Raw genomic sequence first — 24,178 nt, 5'->3', positions numbered from 1 at the left:
GTCAGGTAACTTAGCGTCGACTTGATGTAACTTTCTGGCGCATGGGTCGTTGAGGGGACTATGCGCCTAACCCGTAGTGGTAACCGTCGGGTCAAAATCATCATCGCTTCACTGTGCACGGCCCCGCTCCTGGTCGGGGCCATCGTGACAGTCGCCTCGGGCGGGGCCGGTGCCTCCGGTCAGCTCACGGCGGACAGCCCGGTCGCCCCATCGCCTGGGGCCGGGCTCAACAGCGGTGAGTTCGACGAACTGACGATGATCGTCCCGCAGCGTCCCGGAGTGGACGGCCGGCTCGGTTCGGACAAGCCTGCCCGCGCCGACGTGCCCGTGCAGGGCGCGACCGACGGCCGGTCGGTGGTCCGACCGGGACGACCGGATGCCGTCAACGGCATCCCGCGCGGGGTCTTCCCCGCCTACCGCCGCGCCACCGCCAATCTCGCCGTGGTCCGGCCGAACTGTGGCCTCACCTGGCCGTTGCTGGCCGGGATCGGCAAGGTCGAGTCCGACCACGCCAGCGGCGGCCGGGTCGACGTGGCCGGCACCACCCGGGGCAAGATCCTCGGCCCGGTGCTGAACGGCCGCGGCGGCAACGGCCGGATCACCGACTCCGACAAGGGGCGGTACGACGCCGATCTCACCTGGGACCGGGCCGTCGGGCCGATGCAGATCATCCCGCAGGTGTGGACCGAGTTCGGCGCCGACGGCAACGGTGACGGCTTCCGCAACCCGAACAACGTGTACGACGCGGTCACCACGGTCGCGGTGTACCTGTGTTCCGAGGGCGACGACCTGAAGCGTCCGCGGGACCTGGTCGCCTCCCTGCTGCGGTACCAGCACTCCAAGGACTTCGTCGCCACCGTGCTGAAGTGGATGCGGGTCTACAGCAAGAACGCGGTGCTGATCCCGAACGAGAAGGGCAGCCTGTCGGTCGCCCGCGCGAGTGGCAACGCCGAGCGGAAGGTGGACCCGCGCGAGGTGCCGGACGTCGCGGACGACAAGCCGGCCACGGCGACCTCGGCGACGCCGAAGCCGACCGCGCCGTCGACCACGGAGAAGCCGACCGTTCCGGATCCGGTGGAGACGCCGACCACCAAGCCGACGTTCAAGCCGACCAGGCCGACGACGCGGCCGACGCCGACCCCGACGCCGACTCCCACCCCGACGCCGACTCCGACACCCACGCCGACCCCCACCCCGACGCCGACTCCGACCCCGTCGGACACGCCGACCAGCTCACCCTGCGCCAGCACCGACCCGACCACGCCCACCTGCACCCCGGGCGGCGGCTCGCACGGCTGACCCGACGCCGGTTACCGTCGCGCTATGACGGACAGTGCACTGACAGACCGGGGCGTACTCAGGCTCGTCGGCACGGTGTTGCCGGCCGGCGAGCGGCAGGAGCTCCACCTCAGCGGTGGGCTGGTCGTCGACCGGCCCACCGCTGCCGATGTCACCACCGTGCACACCGGCGGCTGGATCGTGCCCGGCCTGGTCGACGCCCACTGTCACATCGGCCTGGACCAGCACGGTGCCGTCGACCGCGAGACCCAGGAGCAGCAGGCGATCGCGGACCGGGAGGCCGGTGCGCTGCTGGTCCGGGACGCGGGGTCGGCCGCGGACACCCGGTGGATCGACGACCGCGAGGACCTGCCCAAGATCATCCGCGCCGGCCGCCACATCGCCCGCTCGAAGCGCTACCTCCGCAACTACGGCTGGGAGATCGAGCCGGACGAGCTGGTCGCGTACGTCGAGCAGGAGGCCCGCCGCGGTGACGGCTGGGTGAAGCTGGTCGGGGACTGGATCGACCGGGACGCCGGCGACCTGACCGCCTGCTGGCCGGCCGAGGCCCTGACCGCGGCGATCGCCCGCGCGCACGAGCTCGGCGCCCGCGTCACCGCGCACGTGTTCGGCGAGCAGGCCCTCCCGGACCTGCTGGCCGCCGGCATCGACTGCATCGAGCACGGCACCGGCCTGCTCCCGGACATGCTCGACCGGATGGCCGAGCACGGCGTCGCCGTGGTCCCGACGCTGATCCAGCTCGAGAACTTCCCGCAGTACGCCGACCAGGCGGCCGCCAAGTTCCCGGTGTACGCGGCGCACATGCGCGACCTGTACGACCGCCGCCTCGAGCGACTCCGGGACGCCTACGAGGCCGGCGTACCGGTGTACGCCGGGACCGACGCGGGCGGCGTCCTCGGGCACGGCCTGGTGGCGCAGGAGATCCAGGCGTTGACCTCGATCGGCCTGTCGGGGGAGCAGGCGCTCGCGGCCGGATCGTGGGCGGCGCGCGACTGGCTGGGGGCTCCGAGCACCCTCCGGCCGGGCGATCCCGCCGACCTGGTGGTGTACGACGAGGACCCGCGGGCGAACCCGGCCGTGCTCACCCATCCGCGGGTGATCCTGTTGCGTGGCAAGGTGGTCTTCAGCGCGTGACAGCACGAATTCACGCCGTGACCGGAAAAAGTTCACCCAAACCCTGGTCCTGGCGGAAGAATTTGGCTTAGCGTGACCTCGGGACCGCCGACGCCCCTCGGCGGACCGAATCAGGGGAAGGAACCGCCCAATGGGGAAAACCGCCCGAGTACCCATGTCCAGACTCACCGCACTGCTCGCCACCGCGGCGGCCGGCGCCCTCGCACTGAGTGCCCTGCCGAGCAACGCGGCCGAGCCGGTCGAGCAGACGACAACCACCGGGATCGCCGCCGCCTTCGAGTCGGCGGCCGCCAAGTACGACGTACCGAAGGAAGTGCTCGTCGGTGTCGGCTACGCCGAATCGCACCTCGACGGTCACAACGGCCTGCCGAGCCAGGCCAACGGGTACGGCGTGATGCACCTGGTCAGCAACAACGTGAACCCGACGATGTCCGAGGCGGCGAAGCTCACCGGCCTGCCGGTCGAGAAGCTGGCCAAGGACACCGCGTCGAACATCCTCGGCGCGGCCGCCGTCCTGGACTCGTACGCCGACGCCGCCAAGCTGACCGACCGTTCGGACCTCGGCCAGTGGTACGAGGTGATCGCGAAGTACTCGCACTCCGCGGACGCGCCGACCGGCCGGCTCTACACCGACGAGGTCTACAAGATCATCGGTCAGGGCGTGAACGCCGCCGGCGTCACCACCGCACCGCAGCAGGTCACGCCGGACCGTGGCGCGTACGCCAATGTCGCACCCCTCGGCACCCGGACGCCGTCCTCGGTGCAGGCCGCGGACTACCCGGGCGCGATCTGGAACGCCGCCAGCAGCAGCAACTACCGCGTCGGCCGGACCGCGGCGATCTCGACGATCGTCATCCACGTCACCCAGGGCTCGTACGCCGGCACGATCAGCTGGTTCAAGAACCCGTCGTCCCAGGTGAGCGCCCACTACGTGGTCCGCTCCAGCGACGGCCAGGTCACCCAGATGGTGGCCGAGAAGGACACCGCCTGGCACGTCCGCAGCGCGAACCCGTACACGATCGGCATCGAGCACGAGGGCTGGGTCGACCAGCCGTCCTGGTTCACCGACGCGATGTACCGCTCGTCGGCCGCGCTGACCCGCAACATCGCCGACCGCCGCGGCATCCCGAAGGACCGGGCCCACATCAAGGGTCACAACGAGATCCCCGGCAACGACCACACCGACCCGGGTCCGCACTGGAACTGGAACTACTACATGCAGCTGGTGAACGGCGGGAACCCGAACCCGCCGGAGTACAACTTCACCACTTACGGCACCGGCGTCCGGGTCCGCTCGGCGCCGCGACTGTCCGCCTCGGTCGTGACCACACTGCCCGGACCGACCCAGGTGTTCGTCACCTGCCAGGTGCAGGGCGACCCGGTCACCGCGGAAGGCACCACCAACAACTGGTGGGCCAAGCTGCGCGACCAGGGTGGCTACATGACCAACATCTACATCGACCACCCCGCCGCGAAGCTCCCCGGCGTACCGGAGTGCTAGCCGGCGGGTGAGGAAAGAGTAGAGCCTGCTGTACCGACCCGGCCGGGTCGTCTGGCGGAGGATGGGGTCATGGTGACCAAGATCCTCTCGCGAGGCGGCCCGGCCTGCGGGTACCTGGCGGTTCGTTTTCTGATCGGCATGGGGCTGCTGGTGTCCCTGCCGCTCGCTCTGCTCGTCGTCTGGCTACCGGATGTGCGCCGAGGCCTGGTCCGGCTGGCGCGCTTCGAGCGGTCGCAGGCGGCCAGGTATCTCGGTCTCCCGGAGGCCGTCGGCACCTGGTCGTTCAAACGCAGCCTCACGCTCCTGGGGCTGCCGTTCGTGGCCGTGCCCGAGCTGTTCGTTGCAGTCGTCGCCGTGGTCGGTGCGCCGGCAGCGCTTGCCAGCATGGCCCTGTGGAAGGTTGACCCCGGCAACGTCAGCTTGATGGGCCTCGGCGTCGACAACTGGCTCGAGGCGCTGACACTCGGCCCGCTGCAGGTCCTGGTCAGCCTGGCCGTGCTCGGCTGGGGTGCACCTGCTCTCGCACGACGCCATGCCCGCGTGGTCTACGACGTACTGGCTCCCAACGAGGCCGAACAGCTCAGCCAGCGGGTGGAGGAGCTCACCCGCAGCCGGGCCGGTGCGGTGGACTCCCACGGTGCCGAGCTCCGTCGGATCGAGCGGGACTTGCACGACGGCACCCAGGCGCAACTGGTCTCGCTGGCGATGCGTATCGGGATCGCCAAGCAGATGATGGCCGAGGACCCGGACAGGGCCGCCAAGCTGCTCGACGACGCCCGTGACGGCGCGGAACAGGCCATGAACGAGCTCCGCGGCGTACTGCGGACCATGTACCCGCCGATCCTCTCGGACCGCGGTCTCGCCGGTGCTGTCTCCGCACTGTGCGCCCGGTGCCCGCTACCGGTGGAGCTCCGGCTGGGCGAGCTTGGCCACGTCCCGGCCGCGGTCGAGGCCGCTGCGTACTTCGTCGTGGCCGAGTCGCTCACCAACATCACCAAACACAGTGCGGCCGGGCATGTCGACGTACTGATGGAACGGCGTGGTCCCGAGCTGTACCTGGCGATCACCGACGACGGGATCGGCGGTGCGCGGGTCAGCGCGCAGTCCGACCAGTTGGGCCGGGGGAGCGGACTGCATGGCATGCTCCACCGAGTGGAGGCGATCGACGGACGGCTGGAGCTGCGGAGCCCGATCGGCGGGCCGACGACGGTCGAGGTGGTGCTGCCGTGCGCGTCGTGATCCTGGAGGACAACCCGATCCTGGCCGAGGGACTCGGTCTGCTGCTCGGCAACTCCGGGTTCGAGGTGGTCGCGGTCGCCGCGGACGCGGACGAGTTCGCGAAGGTCGTGGCCGATCAGGACCCGGAGATCGCGATCGTCGACGTACGGCTGCCGCCCACCTTCACCGACGAGGGCCTCCGGGCCGCGATCGAGGCCCGCCGGACCCGTCCCGGCCTGCCGGTGCTCGTCTTCTCGCAGTACGTCGAGGAGGTGTACGCCGCCGAGCTCCTGGCCGCCGGGAGTGAGGGCGTCGGCTACCTGCTCAAGGACCGGGTGTCCCGGGTGGACGAGTTCCTGGAAGCGGTACGGCGAGTGGCCGCCGGCGGGACCGTGCTCGACCCGGAAGTGGTCAGCCAGCTGATGGTGAAGCGGAGCAGCCCGCTGGACCGGCTCACGCCCCGCGAACGCGAGGTGCTCGCGCTGATGGCCGAAGGGCTGGGCAACACCGCGATCGCGGAGAAGCTGGTGATCTCCGAAGGCGCCGTCCACAAGCATGTCGGCAACGTCTTCCTCAAGCTCGATCTGCCGCCGACCGACTCCGGCCACCGCCGCGTGCTCGCCGTACTCGCGCATCTGGGTCTGTGACAACGTCGGTCACCCGCTCTTGACGCGTCGCCCGCGGTAGGCCACCCTCAAGTGCGAGAGCGCTCTCACGCACCGAACCGCCCCTAGGTGAGGAGAGTCCGATGAAAGTCCTGCTAGCTGCCGTGCTCGTCGCGAGCGCGGTCACGGTTCCCGGTCAGGCCCTCGCGGCCGAGCCGATCGCCGTGCCCGCCCAGGCCGCGGCGATGCACCGAGACTTCGGCCTGACCGAGCCGCAGGTGCAGCAACGCCTCAAGTCCGAGACGTCGGCCGCGAAGCTGCTGCCTGCCGCGCAGAAGGCCGCGGGCGCCGACTTCGGTGGCGCCTGGTACGACGCCGACCGGCAGAAGCTCGTGGTCGGGCTCGCCCGGCCCGGCCGCGCGGCCGCCGTACGAGCCACGGGTGCCGAGACCACCGCCGTACCGGTGACCGCTGCGGTGCTCGACCAGCGCAAGGCCGCGGTCGACAAGCTTGCCGGCAGGTCGGTGCCCGACGCCGTCAGCGGCTGGGCTGCCGATCCGCGCACCGGCACGGTGGTGATCAACGTGCAGTCGGGGAAGCGGTCCCAAGCCGTCGACGCGTTCGTGGCCAAGGTCGCGAAGGCGGGTGCGGTCACGGTCCGCGAGGTGGCAGCCCAGGCGCCGCGGACGTTCGCGGCCGGCACGGTCGGCGGCGACCCGTACTACGTGAGCAACATCCGCTGCTCGATCGGCTTCTCCGTGCACGGCGGCTTCGTCACCGCCGGCCACTGCGGTCGCGGCGGCACCGTCCGCGGCTGGGACGGCACCGACATCGGCAGCTTCCGCGGCTGGTCGTTCCCGGACAACGACTACGGCTGGGTCTCCGTCGGCAACGGCTGGTGGACCGTGCCGGTGGTGTACGGCTGGGGTCAGGTCAGCGACCACCTCGTCCGCGGCTCCTGGGAGGCGCCGATCGGTTCGTCGGTCTGCCGGAGCGGGTCGACGACGCACTGGCACTGCGGCACGATCCTGGCGAAGAACGAGACCGTGAACTACGGCAACGGCCAGCTGTTCCACGGCGCGACCAAGACCAGCGTCTGCGCCGAGGGCGGTGACTCCGGCGGGTCGTTCATCACCGGCGACCAGGCCCAGGGCGTCACGTCCGGTGGCTGGGGCAACTGCAGCAGCGGCGGCGAGACGTGGTTCCAGCCGGTCAACGAGATCCTGTCGGCGTACGGCCTCACCCTGCACACCGCCTGAGAAACGCCGCGGCTCCCCGTGCGCACACGGGGAGCCGCGGTGCGGTGGTCAGGCTTCGTTCGGCACCGGCTCGAGGGTCGGCTTCTCGTCGTCCTTCTTGGCGCCGAGCGAGTCGATCAGCTGCTTGGCCAGCGCGAACCCGGAACCGCCCATGGTGATGGTCTTCACCAGGGTGTCCTCGATGCCCTGGGCACCGTTCAGCACGACCATGTTGCCGACCTTCTCGAACGAGCCCGCGGCCGCGGACACGATCTCCGGGTAGGCCTCGGCCAGCTGCTGGGCGACGACCGCGTCGGTGTTGGTGGCCAGCGCCTCGGCCCGGGCCTTGATACCGGCCGCCTCGGCCATCGCCCTCGCCTGGACGGCGGACGCCTCGGCCTTACCGGTCAGCTCGGTGGCCTTCGCCTGCGCCTCACCGCGCAGCTGGACCTCCCGCGCGTTCGCCTCGGCGGCCGCGATCTGCGCGTCCCGGGCGGCCTGGGCGAGCGTGCGCTGCCGGTACGCCTCGGCGTCGGCCGGCTTCAGCACGGTCGACTCCAGCTGCTTCTCGGCCAGCGAGGCGTTCAGCTTCGCGGTCTCGGTCTCGGCGACGACGACCTCCTGCCGGGCCAGCGCCTCGGCCAGCGGGCCGGCCTGCGAGGCCTTCGAGTTCGCCTGGTCGACCTCGGCCTGGTAGCCGGCCTGCGCGATCGAGCTCTCCCGGACGGCGGCGGCCTTCTTCGCGGCCGCGGCCTGCTCGCGCTCGGTCGCCTCCCGGTCCCGCTCGGCCTGGGCGATCCGGGCGGCCGCCTCGACCGCGGCGGCCTGCGGGCGGCCCAGGTTCTTGATGTAGCCGGACTCGTCGTCGATCTCCTGGATCTGCAGCGAGTCGACCACCAGGCCGAGCTTCTCCATGTCACCGGCCAGCGAGCCGCGGATGTTCGTGGTCAGCGTCTCCCGGTCGTGCAGCATCTCCTCGACCGTGGTCGAGCCGACGATCGCGCGCAGGTGGCCGGCGAACAGCTCGTGGATCGTGCTCATCACCTGCTCGTCGCTCTGCTCCAGGAACCGCCGGGCCGCGTTCGCGATCGAGCCGTAGTCGTCACCGACCTTGTACGCCGTGACGCCCTTGATGTGCAGCGGGATGCCCTGGCTGGACACGCACGTCACGGTCAGCGGCGTGGCGCGGATGTCGAGCGGCAGCCGCCGTACGGTCTGGAAACCGGGCAGCACCGCGGTGCCGCGGCCGACGACGATCTTGAAGCCCAGGGTCTCGTTCACCTGGTCCTGGCTGGAGTGCGCGCCGAGACCGGAGATGATCAGGGCCTCGTTCGGTTCGGCCACCCGCCAGACCATCCGGAACAGGATGAGCAGGACCACCAGCGCGATCGCGCCGACGATCAGGTACGTCCAGAGCATTTCCCCTCCAAGGGAACAAGTACGGTCAGAAGGCGCGAGCGACGTAGACCGTGCGCGGCGGGTCGAACTCGACCACCACCACCGGCGTGCCCACCTCGATCACCTCGTCGGTTGCCGGGTAAGCGTAGAAGGCCTCGGTGGCACCGCGGACCGGCAGCATCACCTCGCCGACGATCCCCGGCCCGATCCGGCCGATCACGCGTCCCCGCTTCCCCACCATGACGCCCCTCCGACGTAGCCCGGCCCACTTCAGTTCCCGAAGCCTAGTGCCCTGACGGCTTGTGACCGTGACGGCACAGGCGCATCGTTGGAAGTGGTCGGCCTGGGGGCGTTGGGGGAGAGCTGAATGGGAGCTGAAGTCCGGGTCGGTGTGGTCGAGGCGGGGTCCGACGACGCTCGGCTCGAGGAGCTGGCCCTGCTGCTGCGGCAGGAGTTGCTGGCGCTCGACGTCCGCGCGGTCGAGCCGTACCGGGAAGGCGACGTGCCGGACGGTACGCGCGGTCCCGGGCTGGCTGCGATCGCCGGCGTACTGAGTGTGTCGTTGCAGCCCGGTCTGCAGGTGCTCGGGTCGGTGGTCTCGGTGGTGCGGGACTGGTTGCGGAGGTCCGGAAGCGGACGGACCGTGAAGGTCACGATCGACGGCGACACCATCGAGCTGAGCGGAGCGAATGACGCGATCCAGCAACAACTGGTCGACGCCTGGGTCCGCAAGCACACGGCAGCCTGACATGGACGGCTCGCGCGTCGCGCTCGTGATCGCGAACGACCGGTACGACGACGCCGGCCTGCGCAGCCTGGTCGCGCCGGCCCGGGACGCGGCCGCGCTGGCGGAGGTGCTCGCGGATCCGGCGGTCGGTGGGTTCGACGTCCAGGTGATGCACAACGCGGCCGCGCAGGAGATCCGGTTCGCCGTCGAGGACTTCTTCGCCGACCGCGCGCCCGAGGACCTGCTGATGCTGCACTTCTCCTGCCACGGGCTGAAGAACGCGGCGGGCGAGCTGTTCCTGGCCGTCGCCGACACCAAGCCGACGCGGCTGGCCTCGACCGCCGTCGCCGCGGACTTCGTGAACCGGCAGATGGCGGACAGCCGCGCGCAACGAATCGCGCTGTTCCTGGACTGTTGCTACGGCGGCGCGTTCCCGCGCGGGATGGTCGTGCGCGCGGCCGGTGAGGCGCAGGTGCGGGACGCCTTCGCCGGCCAGGAGGAGGTCGGCGGCGGACGCGGGCGGGTGGTCGTGACGGCGTCGAGTGCGATGGAGTACGCCTTCGAGGGTGGGCAGTTGGCGTCGGACGCGTCGGCGCCGTCGGTGTTCACCAGCGCGGTCGTGGACGGGCTGTCGACAGGTGAGGCCGATCGGGACGGTGACGGCTGGGTCGGGCTGACCGAGTTGGTCGGCTTCGTCTCCGACCGGGTCCGCCGGGTGACGCCGAACCAGAATCCGCAGATGTGGACGTTCGGCTCGCAGGGCGAGCTGCTGATCGCCCGCAGCCGGGTACGCCGGATCACGCCCGCTCCACTCGCGCCGGAGCTGCTCGAGGCGATGGAGAGCCCGTTGCCGGCAGCAAGGTTCGGGGTGGTCGACTATCTGCGCGAGCGGTTGCTCGGAAGCGATCTGAGTCAGGCGTACGCCGCGTGGCAGGCGCTGGGCCCGATGGTGGACGACGACAGCCGCCGGGTGGCGCTCGCTGCCTCGGAGGCGCTCGAGCAGAGCACCTTGCGGGTGACGCCTGCTGAGCTCGACCTGGGGACGACGAACGAGCTCCGGTTGGCGGGACCGCCGCTCGCCTTGGCCGCCGTGGCGTCGTCCACCGCCGACTGGCTCAAACTCGACCAGGACGGCCCGGTGATCCGGGCCCGCGCCGAGAACCCGACGGAGGACCAGGCAACCGTGGTGATCACCGGCCCCACCGGCGAGCTCACCGTCCCGGTCCGCCTCACCATGCCCGACACCGAGTCCGAACCACCCCCACCACCCCCTGAACCAGAACCCGACCCACCCAAACCAACCCCCACCCCCGAACCACCCCACACCCAACACCTCCTGCAGCAACCCCTACGAGCGCCCACGACCCCCACGACACCGGCAGCAACCACCGCGCTGGGGGTGCCGGCGACGGCAGCCACACCTGACGCATCCACGAGCGACGCCACACCCGGGACACCGGCAGCAACCACTGCGCCGGGTGGGCTGGCGGCGACCGCCGTACCTGACGCACCCGCAGGCGGCGGCGCGGCTGAGGCGACCGTCACGCGCGAGGTCGACCGGGGCGGCACACCGGATGCGCAGGCGATCGCCGCGCCCGAGGAGCGTGGTGTCGGGTTTGCGGTGCCTTGGGGTGCTGTCGTGGTGTTGGTCCTCGGTGCGGCCCTGCTCATCTACTTCAACTGGCCGGGGCCGGCTCAATCGCGGGAGCTCTGGGACGACGAGGCGACCACTGGTTGGTACGTCGACCGGAGTTGGACGGACCCAGTCTTCGTGTCCTGCGTGGGAGCGCTCGTGGCGAGCCTCGTCGCCCGGCAGGCGGGGTTGATCGCCCTCGGGATCGTCGCTGGCTGCGTCGCCTCGGTGCTCGAGGACGGGCTGCTGATCCTCGGTGGCGGGATCTCCGACGACGAGACCACCGCCTGGCTGATCTCGACCGGGATCGCCGCCGCGATGGCCGTCGTACTCCTGCTCGTCCTCCGGCCGTGGGCGTGGCGCGCGTGGCCGGTTCCACCGCTCGGAGGCGTCCTGATTGTTGCCGGTGGCATCCTGCTGCTCGTGCAACCGTTCGTCCCGCACCCCGACGGCTTCGCCTTCGTCGACGTCACCTGGCTGGCGATCGTCGAGCCGTTCGTCGCCATCGGCCTCGCCTGGCTCGCGCTGGCCGCGACCCGGACCAGCTCCCGGACCTGGCTGACGGCGGCCGCGACGACGTACGTCGTGATCAATGTCGTCGCGGCCGTTCCGGCCCTGACCGAGGGCGACTCGCCACCCGCGTTCCTGCTCGCGCTCCTCGGCAACGCCCTGATCCTGGCCGGTGTGTTCAGCCGCGAATGGCGCCTTCGGTCGACCCCTTGATGAACTGCCGGGCGAAGATCCCGAACACGATCACCAGCGGCACCATCGCCAGCAGCGCGCCCGTCATCACCATGCTGTAGTCGACGCCGTGGCTGCGGTTCAGCGTGGACAGCGCCACCTGCAGCGTCAGGTGGTCCGGGTTGGTCAGCACGATCAGCGGCCACATGTAGTCGTTCCAGGACGCGACGAACGTGAAGATGCCGAGGAACGCCAACGCCGGCCGCGCCGACGGCAGCGCCACGTGCCAGTACGTGCGCAGGAAGCCGCACCCGTCCAGCGTCGCGGCCTCGACCAACTCGTCGTGGATCGAGTTCTGGAAGTACTGCCGCATCCAGAAGATCCCGAACGCGTTCGCCGCCCCCGGGATGATGAGCGCCTTGAGCGAGCCCACCCACCCAAGCAACGCCATCGTCTGGAACTGCGGTACGGCGGCCAGTTGCGCGGGCAGCAGCATCGTCGCGAGCAGTACGACGAACAACGCGTTCCGCCCCGGGAACCGGAACTTCGCGAACGTGAACGCGGCCAGCGAGTCGAAGAACAGCACCAGCAGCGTGGTCGAGACCGCCACCACCGCGGTGTTCAGCATCGACTGGAAGAACGCGACGTTCGCCAGCACGTGCCGGACGTTGTCGTCGAACTGCGACCCGAAGCTGAACTTCGGCGGGAACCGGTAGATGTCCGCCGTGCTGTTCGACGCCATGATGATCGTCCACACGAACGGGAACATGAACACCAGCAGCGCGACCACCAGTACGACGTGCAGCGCGACGCCTCGTAGCCGGTAACGGGTCACCGGTCCTCACCCCTGCCGCGGAAGATCCGCCAGTTGATCGCCGTGAACAGCAGCACGAGCGCGAAGATGCTGAGCGCGATCGCGGCCGCGTAACCGTAGTCGTTGTCCAGGAACGCCGCCCGGTAGAAGAACAGCACGACCGTCATCCCGCTCTGGCCGGTGCCGCCGCTGTTGCCGACCATCACCTGCGGCTCGGTGAACGTCTGCAGCCCGCCGATGGTGGAGATCACCACGGTGAACAGGATCACCGGGCGCAATTGCGGCAGCGTGATCGAGAAGAACGTCCGGACAGTGCCGGCGCCGTCGACCTTGGCCGCCTCGTACTGGTCCCGCGGGATCGCCTGCAGGCCGGCCAGGTAGATCAGCGTGTTGTACCCGACCCACTGCCACACGATCATCGTCGAGATCGCGATCTTGATCCCCCACGGCTGGCCGAGCCAGTCCTGCTCGGGGATGCCGAGCGCCCGCAGCCCGGCATTCACCAGGCCGAAGTTCGTGCTGAACACGGAGCCGAAGAAGATCGCCATCGCCACCAGCGAGGTGACGTTCGGGATGAAGTAGCCGATCCGGTAGACGCTGGTGAACCGGACGGCCGACTGCAGCATGACCGCGAGCACGAGCGCGATCACCAGCGTCGGGATCGTCGACATCAGGAACAGGACGACGGTGTTCTCCAGCGCCAGCCAGAACGTCGGGTCCTCGACCAGGAACCGGAAGTTGTCCAGGCCGGTGAACCGGCGGGCGCTGAGGCCGTCCCAGCGCTGGAACGCCAGCACGATCGTGGACAGCATCGGGTACAGCCCGAAGACCGTGAACAGAACGTAGAACGGCGACAGCGCCAGGTAGAACCGCCAGTACGACCAGACGCGCCGGCGGTGCCGCTGGCCGGAGGAGGGGCCGGTCAGCGGCGCGGCCGGCGCGGTCGGCACCGTCGCGGTCCCGGTCATCGAGCCTCTCCCGGCCACGACCCGACCGGCGCGCTGGTCATGGACACCGTCACTGCACGCCCTGACGCTTGGCGATGGCCTTCGCCTTGGACACCGCGGCGGACCAGGCCGCGTCGGAGGTCTTGGCGCCGGACTGCACGGTCTTGAGCTCGTCCTTGAACGGCTGCGCGACCGCGCCGTCGGACGGTGCCTCGTAGCCGACCGGGATCGACTTGGCCGCCGGGCCGAACACGTCGATCGGCACCTGGCCGCCGAAGAACGGGTCCGCCACCTTCAGTTGCGGCTTGTCGTAGGCGCCCGGCGTGGCCGGGAAGATCTGCGCGTCGGTGAACGCCTTGGCCTGGTTGTCGGGGTTGAGCATGTACTTGATCACCTCGAACGCCTTGGCCGGGTCGGCCGCGTTCTTGGTGATGGTGAGGAACGAGCCGCCGAAGTTCGCCGGGCCGCCCGGGGTCGGCGCCAGCCGCCACTTGCCCACGCTGGACTTCACCGCGGACTTGAGGTCGAGGGCCACCCAGGCGGCGCCGATGTGGGCCGGGACCGTGCCCTGGTCCAGGCCGGCGTTCCAGTCCGGCGAACCGCTCGCGGTCTTGCCGTCGATCTTCAGCGTCATCGCCTTGACCACGGTGTCCCAGGCCTTGCGGATGTGGTCCTGGTCGCCGATGAACGTGTTGTCCTTGGAGACGTACCGCTCGGTGCCCTGACCGACGACGAGGTCGTAGAGGTCGGTGGCGTCCCAGACGATCAGCGCCTTCGGGTTCGACTTCTTCAGCTCGACGCCCGCGGCGAAGAAGTCGTCCCAGGTCTTCAGCTGCTCCGACACCGTGGCCGGGTCGCCGGGCAGGCCGCCCTTGGTGAACACGTCCTCGCGGTAGTACAGCGCGGTCGGGCCGATGTCGATCGGCAGGCCGATCACCTTGCCGTCCAGCGTGGTGGCCTGCTTGACCTTCCACTCGACGTAGTCGCCGAGCACCGAGTCGGCGCCGACGGTCTTCAGGTCCACGAACCGCTCGGCCTGCGGCAGCATCGACGCGATGTCCTCGCCCTTGATGCCGGTGATGTCCGGGATCGACGTACCGCCGTTGAAGGTGGTGATCAGCTTCTGCTTGAAGTCGCCGCCGACCTCGGAGTACTTGATCTTCGGGTCCGGGAAGTGCGCGACGGTGTCGTCCAGCACCGACTTGCCCAGGCCGCCGGGCCAGCACCACAGGGTCAGCTCGGTGGCGGTGTTCTTCTGGGTCGTCCCGGCGTCCATCCCGGACGAGCAGCCGACGACCGTTCCGCCGAGCACGGCTGCGAAGCCCCCAGCGAGCAGCGTCCGACGTGAGAGCTCCATGGTTCTACCTTCCTGAGTGGGCGCTGATCAGCGCTTCGAGGTGGTGGTCTTCGGGGTGGGCGGCCTGCCACGCGGCCAGGTCGGCCCAGCGGGGCGCGGCGTCCGCGCCACCGAGCCGGGTCACCGACAGCGCGGCCACCAGCGACGCGAACCGCACCCGCTGAGCCAGCGGCAGGTCCCACAGCGTGGCGGCGATGAAACCGGCGGCGAACACATCACCCGCCCCGGTGGTGTCCGCCGCCTGCACTGGATACGCCGGTACGGCGACGCGCTCGCCGGTCGCGGCATCAAGCGCCAGCGCCCCGTCGGCACCGTTCGACACGACGACCACCGGGACCTTGGTGGCCAGCTGTTCGAGTGCCTGCTCCGGGCTGTCCGTCCGGGTGTAGCTCATCGCCTCGCCGGCGTTCGGCAGGAACACGTCGCAGTGCTCGAGCTGGTCGAGCACCTGTGGGTCCCACTGCTCCGACGGGTCCCACCCGACGTCGGCGAACACCACACAGCCGGCCGCCTTTGCCTTCGCCAGCCACTCGTTCGGCCAGGGACCGATATGGGCGGCGACGGCCCGGGCGGCCGGCGGTGCGGTGATCAGCTCGTCGGCCGACAGCAGGGGAGGGGTGCCCCGGGCGACCAGTGCCCTGTCGTTGTCGTAGGCAAGGGCCACGGTCAGCGGGGTCCGCCAGCCGGCGAGCTTGCGGGAGAGAGTCAGATCGATGCCTTCGCCGTCGGTGAGCCGGTCCCAGAGGCGGTCGCCGAGGTCGTCCGCGCCGAAGGCGGCGGCCAGGCCGGTCCGCAGCCCGAGCCGGGCCAGCGCGACGGCGAAGTTGGCGATCCCGCCCGGGCTCTCGAGCGAGTCGGTCGCCCAGACCTCGGTGCCGGGGCGCGGCGGGGTGGGCAGACCGAGCACCAGGTCCTGAAAGACCAGGCCGGACACCACTACGTCCAGCTCCAGGCTCATCCACGTCCTCGCTTCGCTCCGGGCGCGGCTGAGGCTCGAAACCCGCTGTGCCTGACGGTGCACTCGCTTCGCTCGTCCACGGCGTCGCCACACTCCTGCACGCTCGATCAAACTCGTGCATGAATCTTGGATCTCTTGCGCAGGATACGCAATAGCTGATCACGACTTTGACTGAAAATGACGGAGTTTGCGTGATACGGTCTGACGGTGTTGCCAAAGCAGCGGCAGGATCAGATCGTCCGCGCGCTCCGGGCCGACGGTGCCGGGGGCGTGAAAGTGCTGGCCGAGCGGCTCGGGGTGAGTGAGGCGACGATCCGCCGCGACCTCGAGCAGCTGCACGCCGAGGGCCGGCTGACCCGGGTGTACGGCGGTGCGCTCGCGGTGGACGGCGGCGACGAGCCGTTCGCCGACGTGAACGCCGTCCATGCCGAGGAGAAGGACCGGATCGCGCGGAAGGCCGCCGAGCTGGTGACCGACGGCGAGTCGGTGCTGCTCGACATCGGGACCACGGCGTTGCGGGTCGCCCAGCACCTGCACGGCCGCTCGTTGACGGTGGTGACCAGCAACCTCGCCGTCCTGGAGGAGTTGCAGAACGACGAGCAGATCGAGCTGATCGTGCTCGGTGGGTTCGTCCGGCGGAGTTACCGCTCGCTGGTGGGGTATCTGACCGAGGAGAGCCTGCGGCAGCTCCACGTCGACTGGCTCTTCCTCGGGACCAGCGGGGTGCGGCCGGACGGACGGGTGATGGACAGCACGATGATCGAGGTGCCGGTCAAGCGGGCGATGATCAACGCCGCCGACCGCGTCGTCCTGCTGGCGGACGCGACGAAGTTCCCGGGACACGGCGTCGCGCGCGTGTGCGAGCCGGGTGAGCTGACCATGGTGGTGACCGAGCCCGGCGCCGACGAGGCGACCCGGGCCCAACTGACGGAGGCAGGCGTACAGGTGGTGTTGACGTGAGGCTGACCATCCTCGGCGGCGGTGGGTTCCGGGTCCCGCTGGTCTACCAGGCGTTGCTCGGCGACCGCGGCGACGGCCGGATCACGTCGGTCACGCTCTTCGACACCGACCGCACCCGGCTGTCCTCGATCGGCGCCGTACTGCGGCAGCAGGCAACGGCAGCTGGTACGGCGATCGCCGAGCCAGGCCCTGTGGAGCCGCCGGTCGTGACCGAGACGACCGACCTGGACGAGGCGCTCCGCGGTGCGGACTTCGTGTTCTCCGCCATTCGGGTCGGCGGGCTCGAGGGCCGGACCGTCGACGAGCGGGTCGCTCTCGACCTCGGCGTACTCGGGCAGGAGACAGTCGGCGCGGGCGGCATCGCCTATGGGTTGCGGACGCTGCCGGTCGCCGCCCGGATCGCGCAGCGGATCGCGGCTGTGGCGCCGGAGGCGTGGGTCATCAACTTCACCAATCCGGCCGGGATGGTGACCGAGGCGATGATCCCGTACCTGGGCGACCGGGTGATCGGGATCTGTGACTCCCCGTCCGGGCTGGGGCGGCGGGCGGCGCTGGCGCTCGGCGTGGACCCGTCGACCGCGTTCTACGACTACGCCGGGCTAAATCACCTCGGCTGGCTGCGTGGACTGCAGTCCGGTGGAGTCGACCGGCTGCCTGCGCTGCTGGAGTCGGGTGAGGCGCTGGCGTCGTTCGAGGAGGGGCGGCTGTTCGGGGCGGACTGGTTGCGGTCGCTCGGCTCGATCCCGAACGAGTACCTGCATTACTACTACTTCGCCCGCGAGACGCTGGCCGCCGTACAGACTGTCCGGCAGACGCGCGGGACGTTCCTACTGGAACAGCAGTCCGCGTTCTACGCGGAGACGGCCCGGCATCCCGAGCAGGCGCTGGAGCTCTGGCAGAAGACGCGGGCCGAGCGCGAGTCGACGTACATGGTGGAGAGCCGTGAGGTCGCGGACGCGGGGGAGCGGGACGAGCGGGACATGGCGGCCGGCGGGTACGAGCAGGTCGCGCTGTCGCTGATGCGGGCGATCGCCCACAACGAGCGCGCGTCGCTGATCCTGAACGTGCGCAACCGCGGCGTACTGCGTCACCTCGACGACGACGCGGTCGTGGAGATCCCGTGCACGGTGGACGCCAACGGAGCCCTGCCGGTCACGGTGTCCCAGCTGACCGACCACCAGGCCGGCCTGGTCTGTGCGGTGAAGGCGGTCGAACGCGCCACCATCGAGGCCGCCGCGGGCGGCTCCCGGGACGCCGCCCTGCGAGCCTTCGCCTGGCACCCCCTGATCGACTCGGTCACCGCCGCGCGGAAGCTGCTGGACGCGTACGCTCGGGAGCTCCCCGAGTTGGCGCCGTTCCGGCCCTGACCTCGGCTGGGTCGCCGGGTCGGTCGCCGGTCGGTCGCCGTGTTGGTTGGCGGGCCGCGGATCTGGCACAATGGCCTGCTGAGCCCGTCCAGGTTCGTGCAGCCCTCTAACTCCACTGCCTGGCTCGGCCCATCCGAGTGGTCACCCGTTGTCCCCACGACGCTGTGCTGCTCACCCAGACATGTAATCCAAGGGAGACCCCACAAACGTGGCAGTCAAGATCCGTTTGAAGCGCATCGGCAAGAAGCGTGCGCCGCACTACCGCATCGTCGTGATGGACGCCCGGACCAAGCGGGACGGCCGCGCCATCGAGGAGATCGGCAAGTACAACCCGAAGGCCGAGCCGTCGTTCATCCACGTCGAGTCGGACCGGGCGCAGTACTGGCTGGGCGTCGGCGCGCAGCCGACCGAGGCCGTCGAGGCGATCTTCAAGGCCTCCGGCGACTGGCAGAAGTTCAAGGGTGAGGACGCTCCGGCGCCGCTGAAGGTCAAGGAGCCGAAGCGGGACAAGCAGGAGATCTTCAACGAGGCCCTGGCCGAGGCGCACGGCACGCTGAAGACCGAGGCCACCACCGCGAAGAAGACCGCGGCGAAGAAGGCCGACAAGAAGGACGACGCCGCGAAGGCCGAGACCCCGAAGGCCGAGACGCCGAAGGACGAGGCTCCGAAGGACGAGGCTCCGAAGGACGAGGCCCCCAAGGCCGCCGAGGCCAAGGCTGAGACTGCTGAGCCCGAGGCTGCCGCGGCCGAGGCGCCCGCCGACGACGCCAAGGCCTGACCATGATGGAGACCGAGGCGCTCGAGCACCTGGTCCGAGGCATCGTGGACAACCCCGACGACGTCAGTGTCCGGGCGCGCAATCTCCGGCGTGGCCGCACGCTCGAGGTGCACGTGCACCCCGACGACATCGGCAAGGTGATCGGCCGCAACGGCCGGACCGCGACCGCGATCCGGACCGTCGTCGGCGCGCTCAGTTCCGAGTCGTCGATCCGGATCGACTTCGTCGACGAGTTCAACCGGCGCGGACGCCGCTGAGCTCGTAGTACGTCTCGAAGGGCCGCACCCGTCGCGGGTGCGGCCCTTCGCCATATCCTCAGGTGAATCGGTGACAGCGGAAGGGTTGCAGCGGTGTTGGTGACAGTCGGGCGGATCGGCCGGGCGCACGGGATCAAGGGCGAGGTCGGCGTGGACGTCCGCACGGACGAGCCGGAGCGGCGGTTCGCCGACGGCGCGACCGTGGTCACGGCCGCCAAGGTGCCCAGGACCCTGACCGTCGCGGCCAGCCGGTGGCACAGCGGGCGGCTGCTGGTGAAGTTCGCCGAGGTGCCGGACCGGACCGCCGCCGAGCAGTTGCGCAACCTGGTCGTGCAGGCGGAGGTCGCCGAGGACGAGCGCCCGGAGGACCCGGACGAGTTCTACGACCGCGAGCTGATCGGGCTGGCCGTCCGGACGACCGACGGCGACGAGGCGGGCGAGGTCGTCGACGTCGTCCACCTGCCCTCGCAGGATCTGCTGGAGATCCGCCGTCCGGCCGGCAACGCCGTACTCGTGCCGCTCGTCGAGGAGCTGGTCCCGGAGCTGAACGTCGACAAGGGGTACGTCGTCGTGGCCGACCGGCCGGGCCTGCTCGACCCGGAGGGCGCCGAGGTGGTTCCGACCGAGCCGGGCGCGGACTGATGAGGCTGGACGTCGTCACGATCTTCCCGGAGTACCTGGCCGCCCTGGACGTGTCCCTGGTCGGCAAGGCGGCGAAGAGCGGTCTGCTGGACGTCCGCCTGCATGACCTGCGCGAGTGGACGCACGACCGCCACCGGACCGTCGACGACACCCCGTACGGCGGGGGAGCGGGCATGGTAATGAAGCCGGAGCCGTGGGGCGAGGCCCTGGACGCCATCGCACCGGCTGACGGGGCTACCCAGCCCCGACTGATCGTGCCGACCCCGGCTGGTCGCCCGTTCACGCAGGAGCTCGCGTACGAGCTTGCCGCCGAGCCGTGGCTCGCCTTCGCCTGTGGCCGGTACGAGGGGATCGACGCACGCGTCGCGTCGTACGCGGGCGAGCGGATGCGCGTCGACGAGGTCTCCATCGGCGACTACGTGCTCAACGGCGGCGAGGTCGCCGTACTCGTGATGGTCGAGGCGATCGCCCGGCTGCTGCCCGGCGTCATCGGCAACCCGGAGTCCCTGTCCGAGGAGTCGCACTCGGGAGACGGGCTGCTGGAGTACCCGGTCTACACGAAGCCGCCGACCTGGCGCGGGTACGACGTGCCGGACGTGCTGCTGTCGGGGAACCACGGCCTGATCGCGGATTGGCGCCACGAGGAGTCGGTACGGCGTACTGCGGAGCGTCGGCCTGATCTGCTCGCGGCGTGGGGCGATGTGGTCGCGGTGGCGGATGACGCGTCGTCGCAGGTCAGGCTGCTGCCGGCGACTGTGGCCGATGCGGGAGAGATCCACACTCTTCAGTTGGCCGCCTTCCTCTCCGAGGGGCGCCTGTACGACGACTACACGATCCCGCCGCTGACCGACGACCCCGCCGCTGTTGCGGCCCGGCTCGAGCGCGGCACGGTGCTGAAGGCCGTCGCCGGCGCCCGCATCGTCGGGTCGGTGCAGCTCGTCGTCGAGGGCTCGGTGGGCCACCTCGAGCGGCTCGTGGTCGCTCCCGACTGGCAGGGGCGTGGTCTCGGCCTCAGGCTGCTTCGCGCCGCCGAACAGCTCGCCCCCGCCGAGGTCCGGACGTACGAGCTGACCACCGGCGACCGGAGTACCCGCAATCTCGCCCTCTACCAGAAAGCCGGCTACCGAGAGCAACGCCGTGAGCCTCAGACGCCCAAAGTCGACCTGGTCCACCTCACGAAGCGTCGCCGCCGCCGCTGAACCCGGTCACCGGGCGCAGCCGGCGGTGCCGGATTTCGTCACCGTGCGACCGGTGTGGCAAGATTGTTCGCTGCTGCCCTTCGGTGCTCCTGCCACAGGGGGTGACCACCGACCGGCAGCCTTCTGATGACTTCATCACCACCGAGATTCGTGGGTGACCTGTGGCACGCGCGAGGAAGAGACACCTGATGAGCAACGTCCTGAACGAGCTCGACAACGCGAGCAAGCGCGACGACATCCCCGCCTTCCGCCCCGGTGACACCGTCAAGGTGCACGTCAAGGTCGTCGAGGGCAACCGGTCCCGCGTCCAGGTGTTCCAGGGTGTCGTGATCCGCCGCCAGGGTGGTGGCCTGCAGGAGACCTTCACGGTCCGCAAGGTCAGCTTCGGCGTCGGCGTCGAGCGGACCTTCCCGCTGCACACCCCGATCGTCGAAAAGGTCGAGGTGGTCACCCGCGGCGACGTCCGCCGGGCCAAGCTCTACTACCTGCGTGAGCTGCGCGGCAAGGCAGCCAAGATCAAGGAGAAGCGGGAAGTCCCGGCCTCCTGAGCGTCCTAGCGACGACGGTCACCTATGGCGCCGAGCACTGCGACTCGCGCTCGCCCTCGCCCGGTAGCCAGGAGGGCACGTCGCAGCAAGGGACGTCACCGCAGGCTGAAGCAGCGCAACCCGCTGCTCAGCCTGCTCATCGAGATGAGCAGCGTCACGGTGCTCGCGCTCGTCATCACGGTGGTACTGCGGCTGTTCGTCGCCGAGGCGTTCTACGTGCCGTCGGAGTCGATGTACGACACGCTGACCACGAACGACCGGATCCTGGCCGAGAAGATCAGCTACATGCACCGCGACGTCGATCGCGGTGACATCGTCGTCTTCAAGGACCCCAGCAACTGGCTGAACGAGGAACAGGTCGAGCCCGGCCCGTTCCGCCGCGTCGGTGAGTTCGTCGGCATCCTGCCGCGCAGCGGCGAGGGGCACCTGGTCAAGCGGGTCATCGGCATCGGCGGCGACCGGGTGATCTGCTGCGACCGGGCCGGCCGGATCACCGTGAACGGCATCCCGCTCGAGGAGCAGGAGTACCTGCTGCCTGACGCGAAGCCGTCGATGCTGCCGTTCAACGTGCAGGTGCCGCCGGGGCACCTGTGGGTGATGGGCGACAACCGAGCCGAGTCCGCCGACTCCCGCGCCCACATGGGCGGCCCCGGCGGCGGGTTCGTCCCGGTCGAGAACGTGGTTGGCCGGGCCTGTTGCGTAATCTGGCCGTCTGACCGGATGACGATGCTGCGTCCTCCGGAAACCTTCAAGAAGCCGGGGCTGATGAAGTGACCGATACGCCGACGAAGACGCCGGAGAAACCCGCTCACCGCTCGGGTTTCGCCGCCGCCGCCCGTGAGTTCGTCCTGATCGTGGTCGGGGCCCTCATCGTCTCGTCGATCCTGCGCGCGTTCGTCGGGCAGATGTTCATCATCCCGAGCGAGTCGATGGAGAACACCCTGCTGGTCGGCGACCGGGTCGTGGTGGAGAAGCTCACCGGCGTCGAACGCGGCGACGTGGTCGTCTTCGAGGACCCGGGCGGCTGGCTCGGCCCGGAGGAGAGCGGCCAGAAGCGCGGCTCGGTCGGCCGGTTCTTCGAGGTCGTCGGCCTGCTGCCGGACTCCAGCCACGGTCACCTGATCAAGCGCCTCGTCGGCATGCCGGGCGACAAGGTCGCCTGCTGCGACGAGCGCGGCCGGCTGATGGTCAACGGCCAGCCGCTCGACGAGAGCAGTTACCTGTACCCGGGCGACGCGCCGTCGCAGATGGAGTTCCAGGTCACGGTCCCGGCCGACAAGGTGTTCGTGATGGGCGACCACCGGTCCGCCTCCGGCGACTCCCGGGTCCACCTGAGCGACACCAACGCCGACGGCGGCGGCAACCTGGGCGACGCCGCCTTCGTCCCGATGGACAAGGTCACCGGCCGCGCGGTCGTGGTCGTCTGGCCCGCGAGCCGCTGGTCGAAGCTCAACGTCCCCGACACCTTCAAGTCCGTCCCACCCGCCGCCGGACCACCCCCCGCCAAACCCTCCATCTCCCTCACCGCACCCCCCAAGTAAGCGAGCGCGGACGTACGTGGAGGACTCTGCGGTCTGCTTGCCGGTGATGCGGAAGCAGCGTCGGGCTTGGCTCACCCCGGGTTCTGCACGGGGTGCTGGGGGTGCCTAGGGTGGGAATTGTGGGTGGAGTTGGGAGTGCTGGATGAGTGTGATGCCTCGGGGCAGCACGGTACGGCGGGATGCCGGGCTCTACGGGTACGAGCGCGCCCTGCGCCGTGTCGGCCTGGACCCGATCGCCGGCGTGGACGAGGCCGGCCGCGGCCCGTGCGCCGGCCCGCTCGTCGCCGCGGCGGTCGTCCTGCCGGACGGCAAACGCGGCCAGATCCCCGAGCTGGCCGACTCCAAGCTCCTCACCGCGAAGGCCCGCGAACGCTGCTACGACGAGATCCGCAAGCGCGCTCTCGCCTGGTCGGTCGTTGCGATCGAGGCCACGGAGTGTGACCGCCTCGGCATGCACGTCGCGAACGTCGAGGCGCTCCGCCGGGCCCTCTTCCGGCTCGACGTCCGCCCGTCGTACGTGCTGACGGACGGCTTCGGCGTCGACGGTCTCGGCGTACCGGGCCTGGCGATCTGGAAGGGTGACCGCGTGGCGGCTTGTATCGCCGCGGCGTCAGTGATCGCGAAGGTGACCCGCGATCGGGTGATGGAGCATTGGGACCAGGTGTACCCGCAGTACGGTTTCGGGATCCACAAGGGCTACTGCACGCCTGAACACCAGGCGGCACTGGACGAATACGGCCCGTGCCCGCAACACCGACGGCGGTTCGAGAATGTCCGCCGCAGTCTGCGGCCCGATATGGGACAGAATGTGACCAGTCCCACCGGAGTGGAGAGCCTGTGAGCGAGCGAACCAACAGCACAGCGCGCCTCAGCGCTCATGCCGTACCCGAGCGCAGCGAGGTGGACGCATGAGCGCCGACGATCTCGAGAAGTACGAAACCGATATGGAGCTGCAGCTCTATCGGGAGTACAAGGACGTCGTCGGGATCTTCAAGTACGTCGTGGAGACCGAACGGCGGTTCTACCTCTGCAACGCGGTCGACCTCAAGGTGCGCACCGAGGGCGGCGACGTGTACTTCGAGGTGACCATGGCCGACGCCTGGGTCTGGGACGTGTACCGCTCCGCCCGCTTCGTGAAGAACGCCAAGGTCGTCACCTTCCGCGACGTCAACATCGAAGAGCTCGCCAAGTCCGACCTGGAAGTCCCCAAAGACTCCGACTTCGGCCGCTGACCCCCACCACGCACCACCTCACCCCGACTGCTTCAGTCGGCCCTGACCGCTCCGCCAGCCTGTCCCGGACCAAGCCAGCAGCCGGCTGGCCACGTCAGCAGGCGGCTCCGACCACGTCAGCCGTCGCGGCGCGGGGACGCCGGC

Annotated in this window: 25 protein-coding genes; 19 read left to right on the top strand and 6 right to left on the bottom strand. The window is 69.9% G+C overall.

The window, feature by feature from the left end:
• Positions 1-144 precede the first annotated feature (144 nt).
• The 6 genes from ACQPYZ_RS24010 (at position 145) to ACQPYZ_RS23985 (ending at position 7,016) form a co-directional block, all read left to right on the top strand.
• Positions 145-1,299 (top strand): lytic transglycosylase domain-containing protein, encoded by a 1,155-nt coding sequence (locus tag ACQPYZ_RS24010; RefSeq protein WP_433160049.1) that lies wholly within the window; start codon positions 145-147, stop codon positions 1,297-1,299.
• A gap of 24 nt (positions 1,300-1,323) precedes the next feature.
• Positions 1,324-2,433: an amidohydrolase family protein gene (locus tag ACQPYZ_RS24005; protein ID WP_433160048.1), complete on the top strand. Its 1,110-nt coding sequence runs from the start codon at positions 1,324-1,326 to the stop codon at positions 2,431-2,433.
• A gap of 154 nt (positions 2,434-2,587) precedes the next feature.
• The gene (locus ACQPYZ_RS24000) at positions 2,588-3,934 is read left to right on the top strand and encodes an N-acetylmuramoyl-L-alanine amidase (protein WP_433160047.1); all 1,347 of its coding nucleotides are present in this window, start codon (positions 2,588-2,590) and stop codon (positions 3,932-3,934) included.
• A 69-nt stretch (positions 3,935-4,003) separates the two neighbouring features.
• Positions 4,004-5,173 (top strand): sensor histidine kinase, encoded by a 1,170-nt coding sequence (locus ACQPYZ_RS23995; protein WP_433160045.1) that lies wholly within the window; start codon positions 4,004-4,006, stop codon positions 5,171-5,173.
• On the top strand, positions 5,161-5,799 hold the full coding sequence (locus ACQPYZ_RS23990) for a LuxR C-terminal-related transcriptional regulator (protein WP_433160043.1): 639 nt from the start codon (positions 5,161-5,163) through the stop codon (positions 5,797-5,799). Before ACQPYZ_RS23995 ends, ACQPYZ_RS23990 begins: the two co-directional genes overlap by 13 nt.
• Before the next feature lie 101 nt (positions 5,800-5,900).
• On the top strand, positions 5,901-7,016 hold the full coding sequence (locus tag ACQPYZ_RS23985; RefSeq protein ID WP_433160041.1) for an alpha-lytic protease prodomain-containing protein: 1,116 nt from the start codon (positions 5,901-5,903) through the stop codon (positions 7,014-7,016).
• A gap of 48 nt (positions 7,017-7,064) precedes the next feature.
• Here ACQPYZ_RS23985 and ACQPYZ_RS23980 read toward each other — a convergent pair whose 3' ends face one another.
• Both ACQPYZ_RS23980 and ACQPYZ_RS23975 read right to left on the bottom strand, forming a co-directional pair.
• Positions 7,065-8,414: a flotillin family protein gene (locus tag ACQPYZ_RS23980; protein WP_433160039.1), complete on the bottom strand. Its 1,350-nt coding sequence runs from the start codon at positions 8,412-8,414 to the stop codon at positions 7,065-7,067.
• 25 nt (positions 8,415-8,439) lie between these two features.
• Positions 8,440-8,634 carry a hypothetical protein gene (locus ACQPYZ_RS23975; RefSeq protein ID WP_433160038.1) on the bottom strand — a complete coding sequence of 65 codons (195 nt, stop codon included), beginning with the start codon at positions 8,632-8,634 and terminating at the stop codon, positions 8,440-8,442.
• 126 nt (positions 8,635-8,760) lie between these two features.
• On the opposite strand from ACQPYZ_RS23975, the gene ACQPYZ_RS23970 reads away from it, so the two are divergent.
• Both ACQPYZ_RS23970 and ACQPYZ_RS23965 read left to right on the top strand, forming a co-directional pair.
• Positions 8,761-9,141 (top strand): effector-associated constant component EACC1, encoded by a 381-nt coding sequence (locus tag ACQPYZ_RS23970; protein ID WP_433160036.1) that lies wholly within the window; start codon positions 8,761-8,763, stop codon positions 9,139-9,141.
• 1 nt (position 9,142) lies between these two features.
• Entirely contained in the window at positions 9,143-11,476 is a 2,334-nt protein-coding gene (locus tag ACQPYZ_RS23965; protein WP_433160035.1) for a caspase family protein, read from the top strand.
• Here ACQPYZ_RS23965 and ACQPYZ_RS23960 read toward each other — a convergent pair.
• The 4 genes from ACQPYZ_RS23960 to ACQPYZ_RS23945 all read right to left on the bottom strand — a co-directional run bounded on the left by ACQPYZ_RS23960 (position 11,442) and on the right by ACQPYZ_RS23945 (position 15,510).
• On the bottom strand, positions 11,442-12,203 hold the full coding sequence (locus ACQPYZ_RS23960; RefSeq protein ID WP_433169744.1) for a carbohydrate ABC transporter permease: 762 nt from the start codon (positions 12,201-12,203) through the stop codon (positions 11,442-11,444). The two genes, ACQPYZ_RS23965 and ACQPYZ_RS23960, sit on opposite strands and share 35 nt — an antisense overlap.
• A gap of 62 nt (positions 12,204-12,265) precedes the next feature.
• The gene (locus ACQPYZ_RS23955) at positions 12,266-13,216 is read right to left on the bottom strand and encodes a carbohydrate ABC transporter permease (protein WP_433160033.1); all 951 of its coding nucleotides are present in this window, start codon (positions 13,214-13,216) and stop codon (positions 12,266-12,268) included.
• 49 nt (positions 13,217-13,265) lie between these two features.
• The gene (locus tag ACQPYZ_RS23950; RefSeq protein ID WP_433160031.1) at positions 13,266-14,552 is read right to left on the bottom strand and encodes an ABC transporter substrate-binding protein; all 1,287 of its coding nucleotides are present in this window, start codon (positions 14,550-14,552) and stop codon (positions 13,266-13,268) included.
• A 4-nt stretch (positions 14,553-14,556) separates the two neighbouring features.
• Positions 14,557-15,510 carry a carbohydrate kinase family protein gene (locus tag ACQPYZ_RS23945; protein WP_433160030.1) on the bottom strand — a complete coding sequence of 318 codons (954 nt, stop codon included), beginning with the start codon at positions 15,508-15,510 and terminating at the stop codon, positions 14,557-14,559.
• 207 nt (positions 15,511-15,717) lie between these two features.
• On the opposite strand from ACQPYZ_RS23945, the gene ACQPYZ_RS23940 reads away from it, so the two are divergent.
• From ACQPYZ_RS23940 to ACQPYZ_RS23890, 11 genes are all read left to right on the top strand, one after another.
• Positions 15,718-16,470 (top strand): DeoR/GlpR family DNA-binding transcription regulator, encoded by a 753-nt coding sequence (locus tag ACQPYZ_RS23940; protein ID WP_433160028.1) that lies wholly within the window; start codon positions 15,718-15,720, stop codon positions 16,468-16,470.
• Positions 16,467-17,837, top strand: coding sequence for a 6-phospho-beta-glucosidase (locus tag ACQPYZ_RS23935; protein ID WP_433160027.1), 1,371 nt, complete (start codon positions 16,467-16,469; stop codon positions 17,835-17,837). Before ACQPYZ_RS23940 ends, ACQPYZ_RS23935 begins: the two co-directional genes overlap by 4 nt.
• A gap of 208 nt (positions 17,838-18,045) precedes the next feature.
• A complete protein-coding gene (gene rpsP, locus ACQPYZ_RS23930) occupies positions 18,046-18,615 on the top strand; it encodes a 30S ribosomal protein S16 (protein WP_433160025.1) in 570 nt (189 codons plus the stop codon).
• 5 nt (positions 18,616-18,620) lie between these two features.
• Entirely contained in the window at positions 18,621-18,872 is a 252-nt protein-coding gene (locus tag ACQPYZ_RS23925; protein ID WP_337008704.1) for an RNA-binding protein, read from the top strand.
• Positions 18,873-18,965: 93 nt separating this feature from the next.
• Complete coding sequence (rimM, locus tag ACQPYZ_RS23920) at positions 18,966-19,514, top strand: ribosome maturation factor RimM (RefSeq protein WP_433160023.1); 549 nt, start codon at positions 18,966-18,968, stop codon at positions 19,512-19,514.
• The gene (trmD, locus tag ACQPYZ_RS23915; RefSeq protein ID WP_433160021.1) at positions 19,514-20,713 is read left to right on the top strand and encodes a tRNA (guanosine(37)-N1)-methyltransferase TrmD; all 1,200 of its coding nucleotides are present in this window, start codon (positions 19,514-19,516) and stop codon (positions 20,711-20,713) included. The genes rimM and trmD overlap by 1 nt, the downstream gene beginning before the upstream one ends.
• 188 nt (positions 20,714-20,901) lie before the next feature.
• Entirely contained in the window at positions 20,902-21,261 is a 360-nt protein-coding gene (gene rplS / locus ACQPYZ_RS23910; RefSeq protein WP_433160019.1) for a 50S ribosomal protein L19, read from the top strand.
• A 144-nt stretch (positions 21,262-21,405) separates the two neighbouring features.
• Positions 21,406-22,035 (top strand): signal peptidase I, encoded by a 630-nt coding sequence (gene lepB / locus ACQPYZ_RS23905; protein WP_433160017.1) that lies wholly within the window; start codon positions 21,406-21,408, stop codon positions 22,033-22,035.
• Positions 22,032-22,802: a signal peptidase I gene (gene lepB / locus ACQPYZ_RS23900; protein ID WP_433160015.1), complete on the top strand. Its 771-nt coding sequence runs from the start codon at positions 22,032-22,034 to the stop codon at positions 22,800-22,802. Before lepB (ACQPYZ_RS23905) ends, lepB (ACQPYZ_RS23900) begins: the two co-directional genes overlap by 4 nt.
• Positions 22,803-22,944: 142 nt before the next feature.
• Positions 22,945-23,643, top strand: a complete 699-nt coding sequence (locus ACQPYZ_RS23895; protein ID WP_433160013.1) for a ribonuclease HII — start codon at positions 22,945-22,947, stop codon at positions 23,641-23,643.
• Positions 23,644-23,710: 67 nt separating this feature from the next.
• Positions 23,711-24,034, top strand: coding sequence for a DUF2469 domain-containing protein (locus tag ACQPYZ_RS23890; protein ID WP_012922325.1), 324 nt, complete (start codon positions 23,711-23,713; stop codon positions 24,032-24,034).
• Positions 24,035-24,178 lie beyond the last annotated feature (144 nt).

It is taken from the genome of Kribbella sp. CA-247076, from assembly GCF_050942445.1.
Lineage (GTDB): Bacteria > Actinomycetota > Actinomycetes > Propionibacteriales > Kribbellaceae > Kribbella.
Note: the sequence above shows the minus strand (reverse complement) of the source record. Positions and strands in the feature narration are given on the sequence as shown.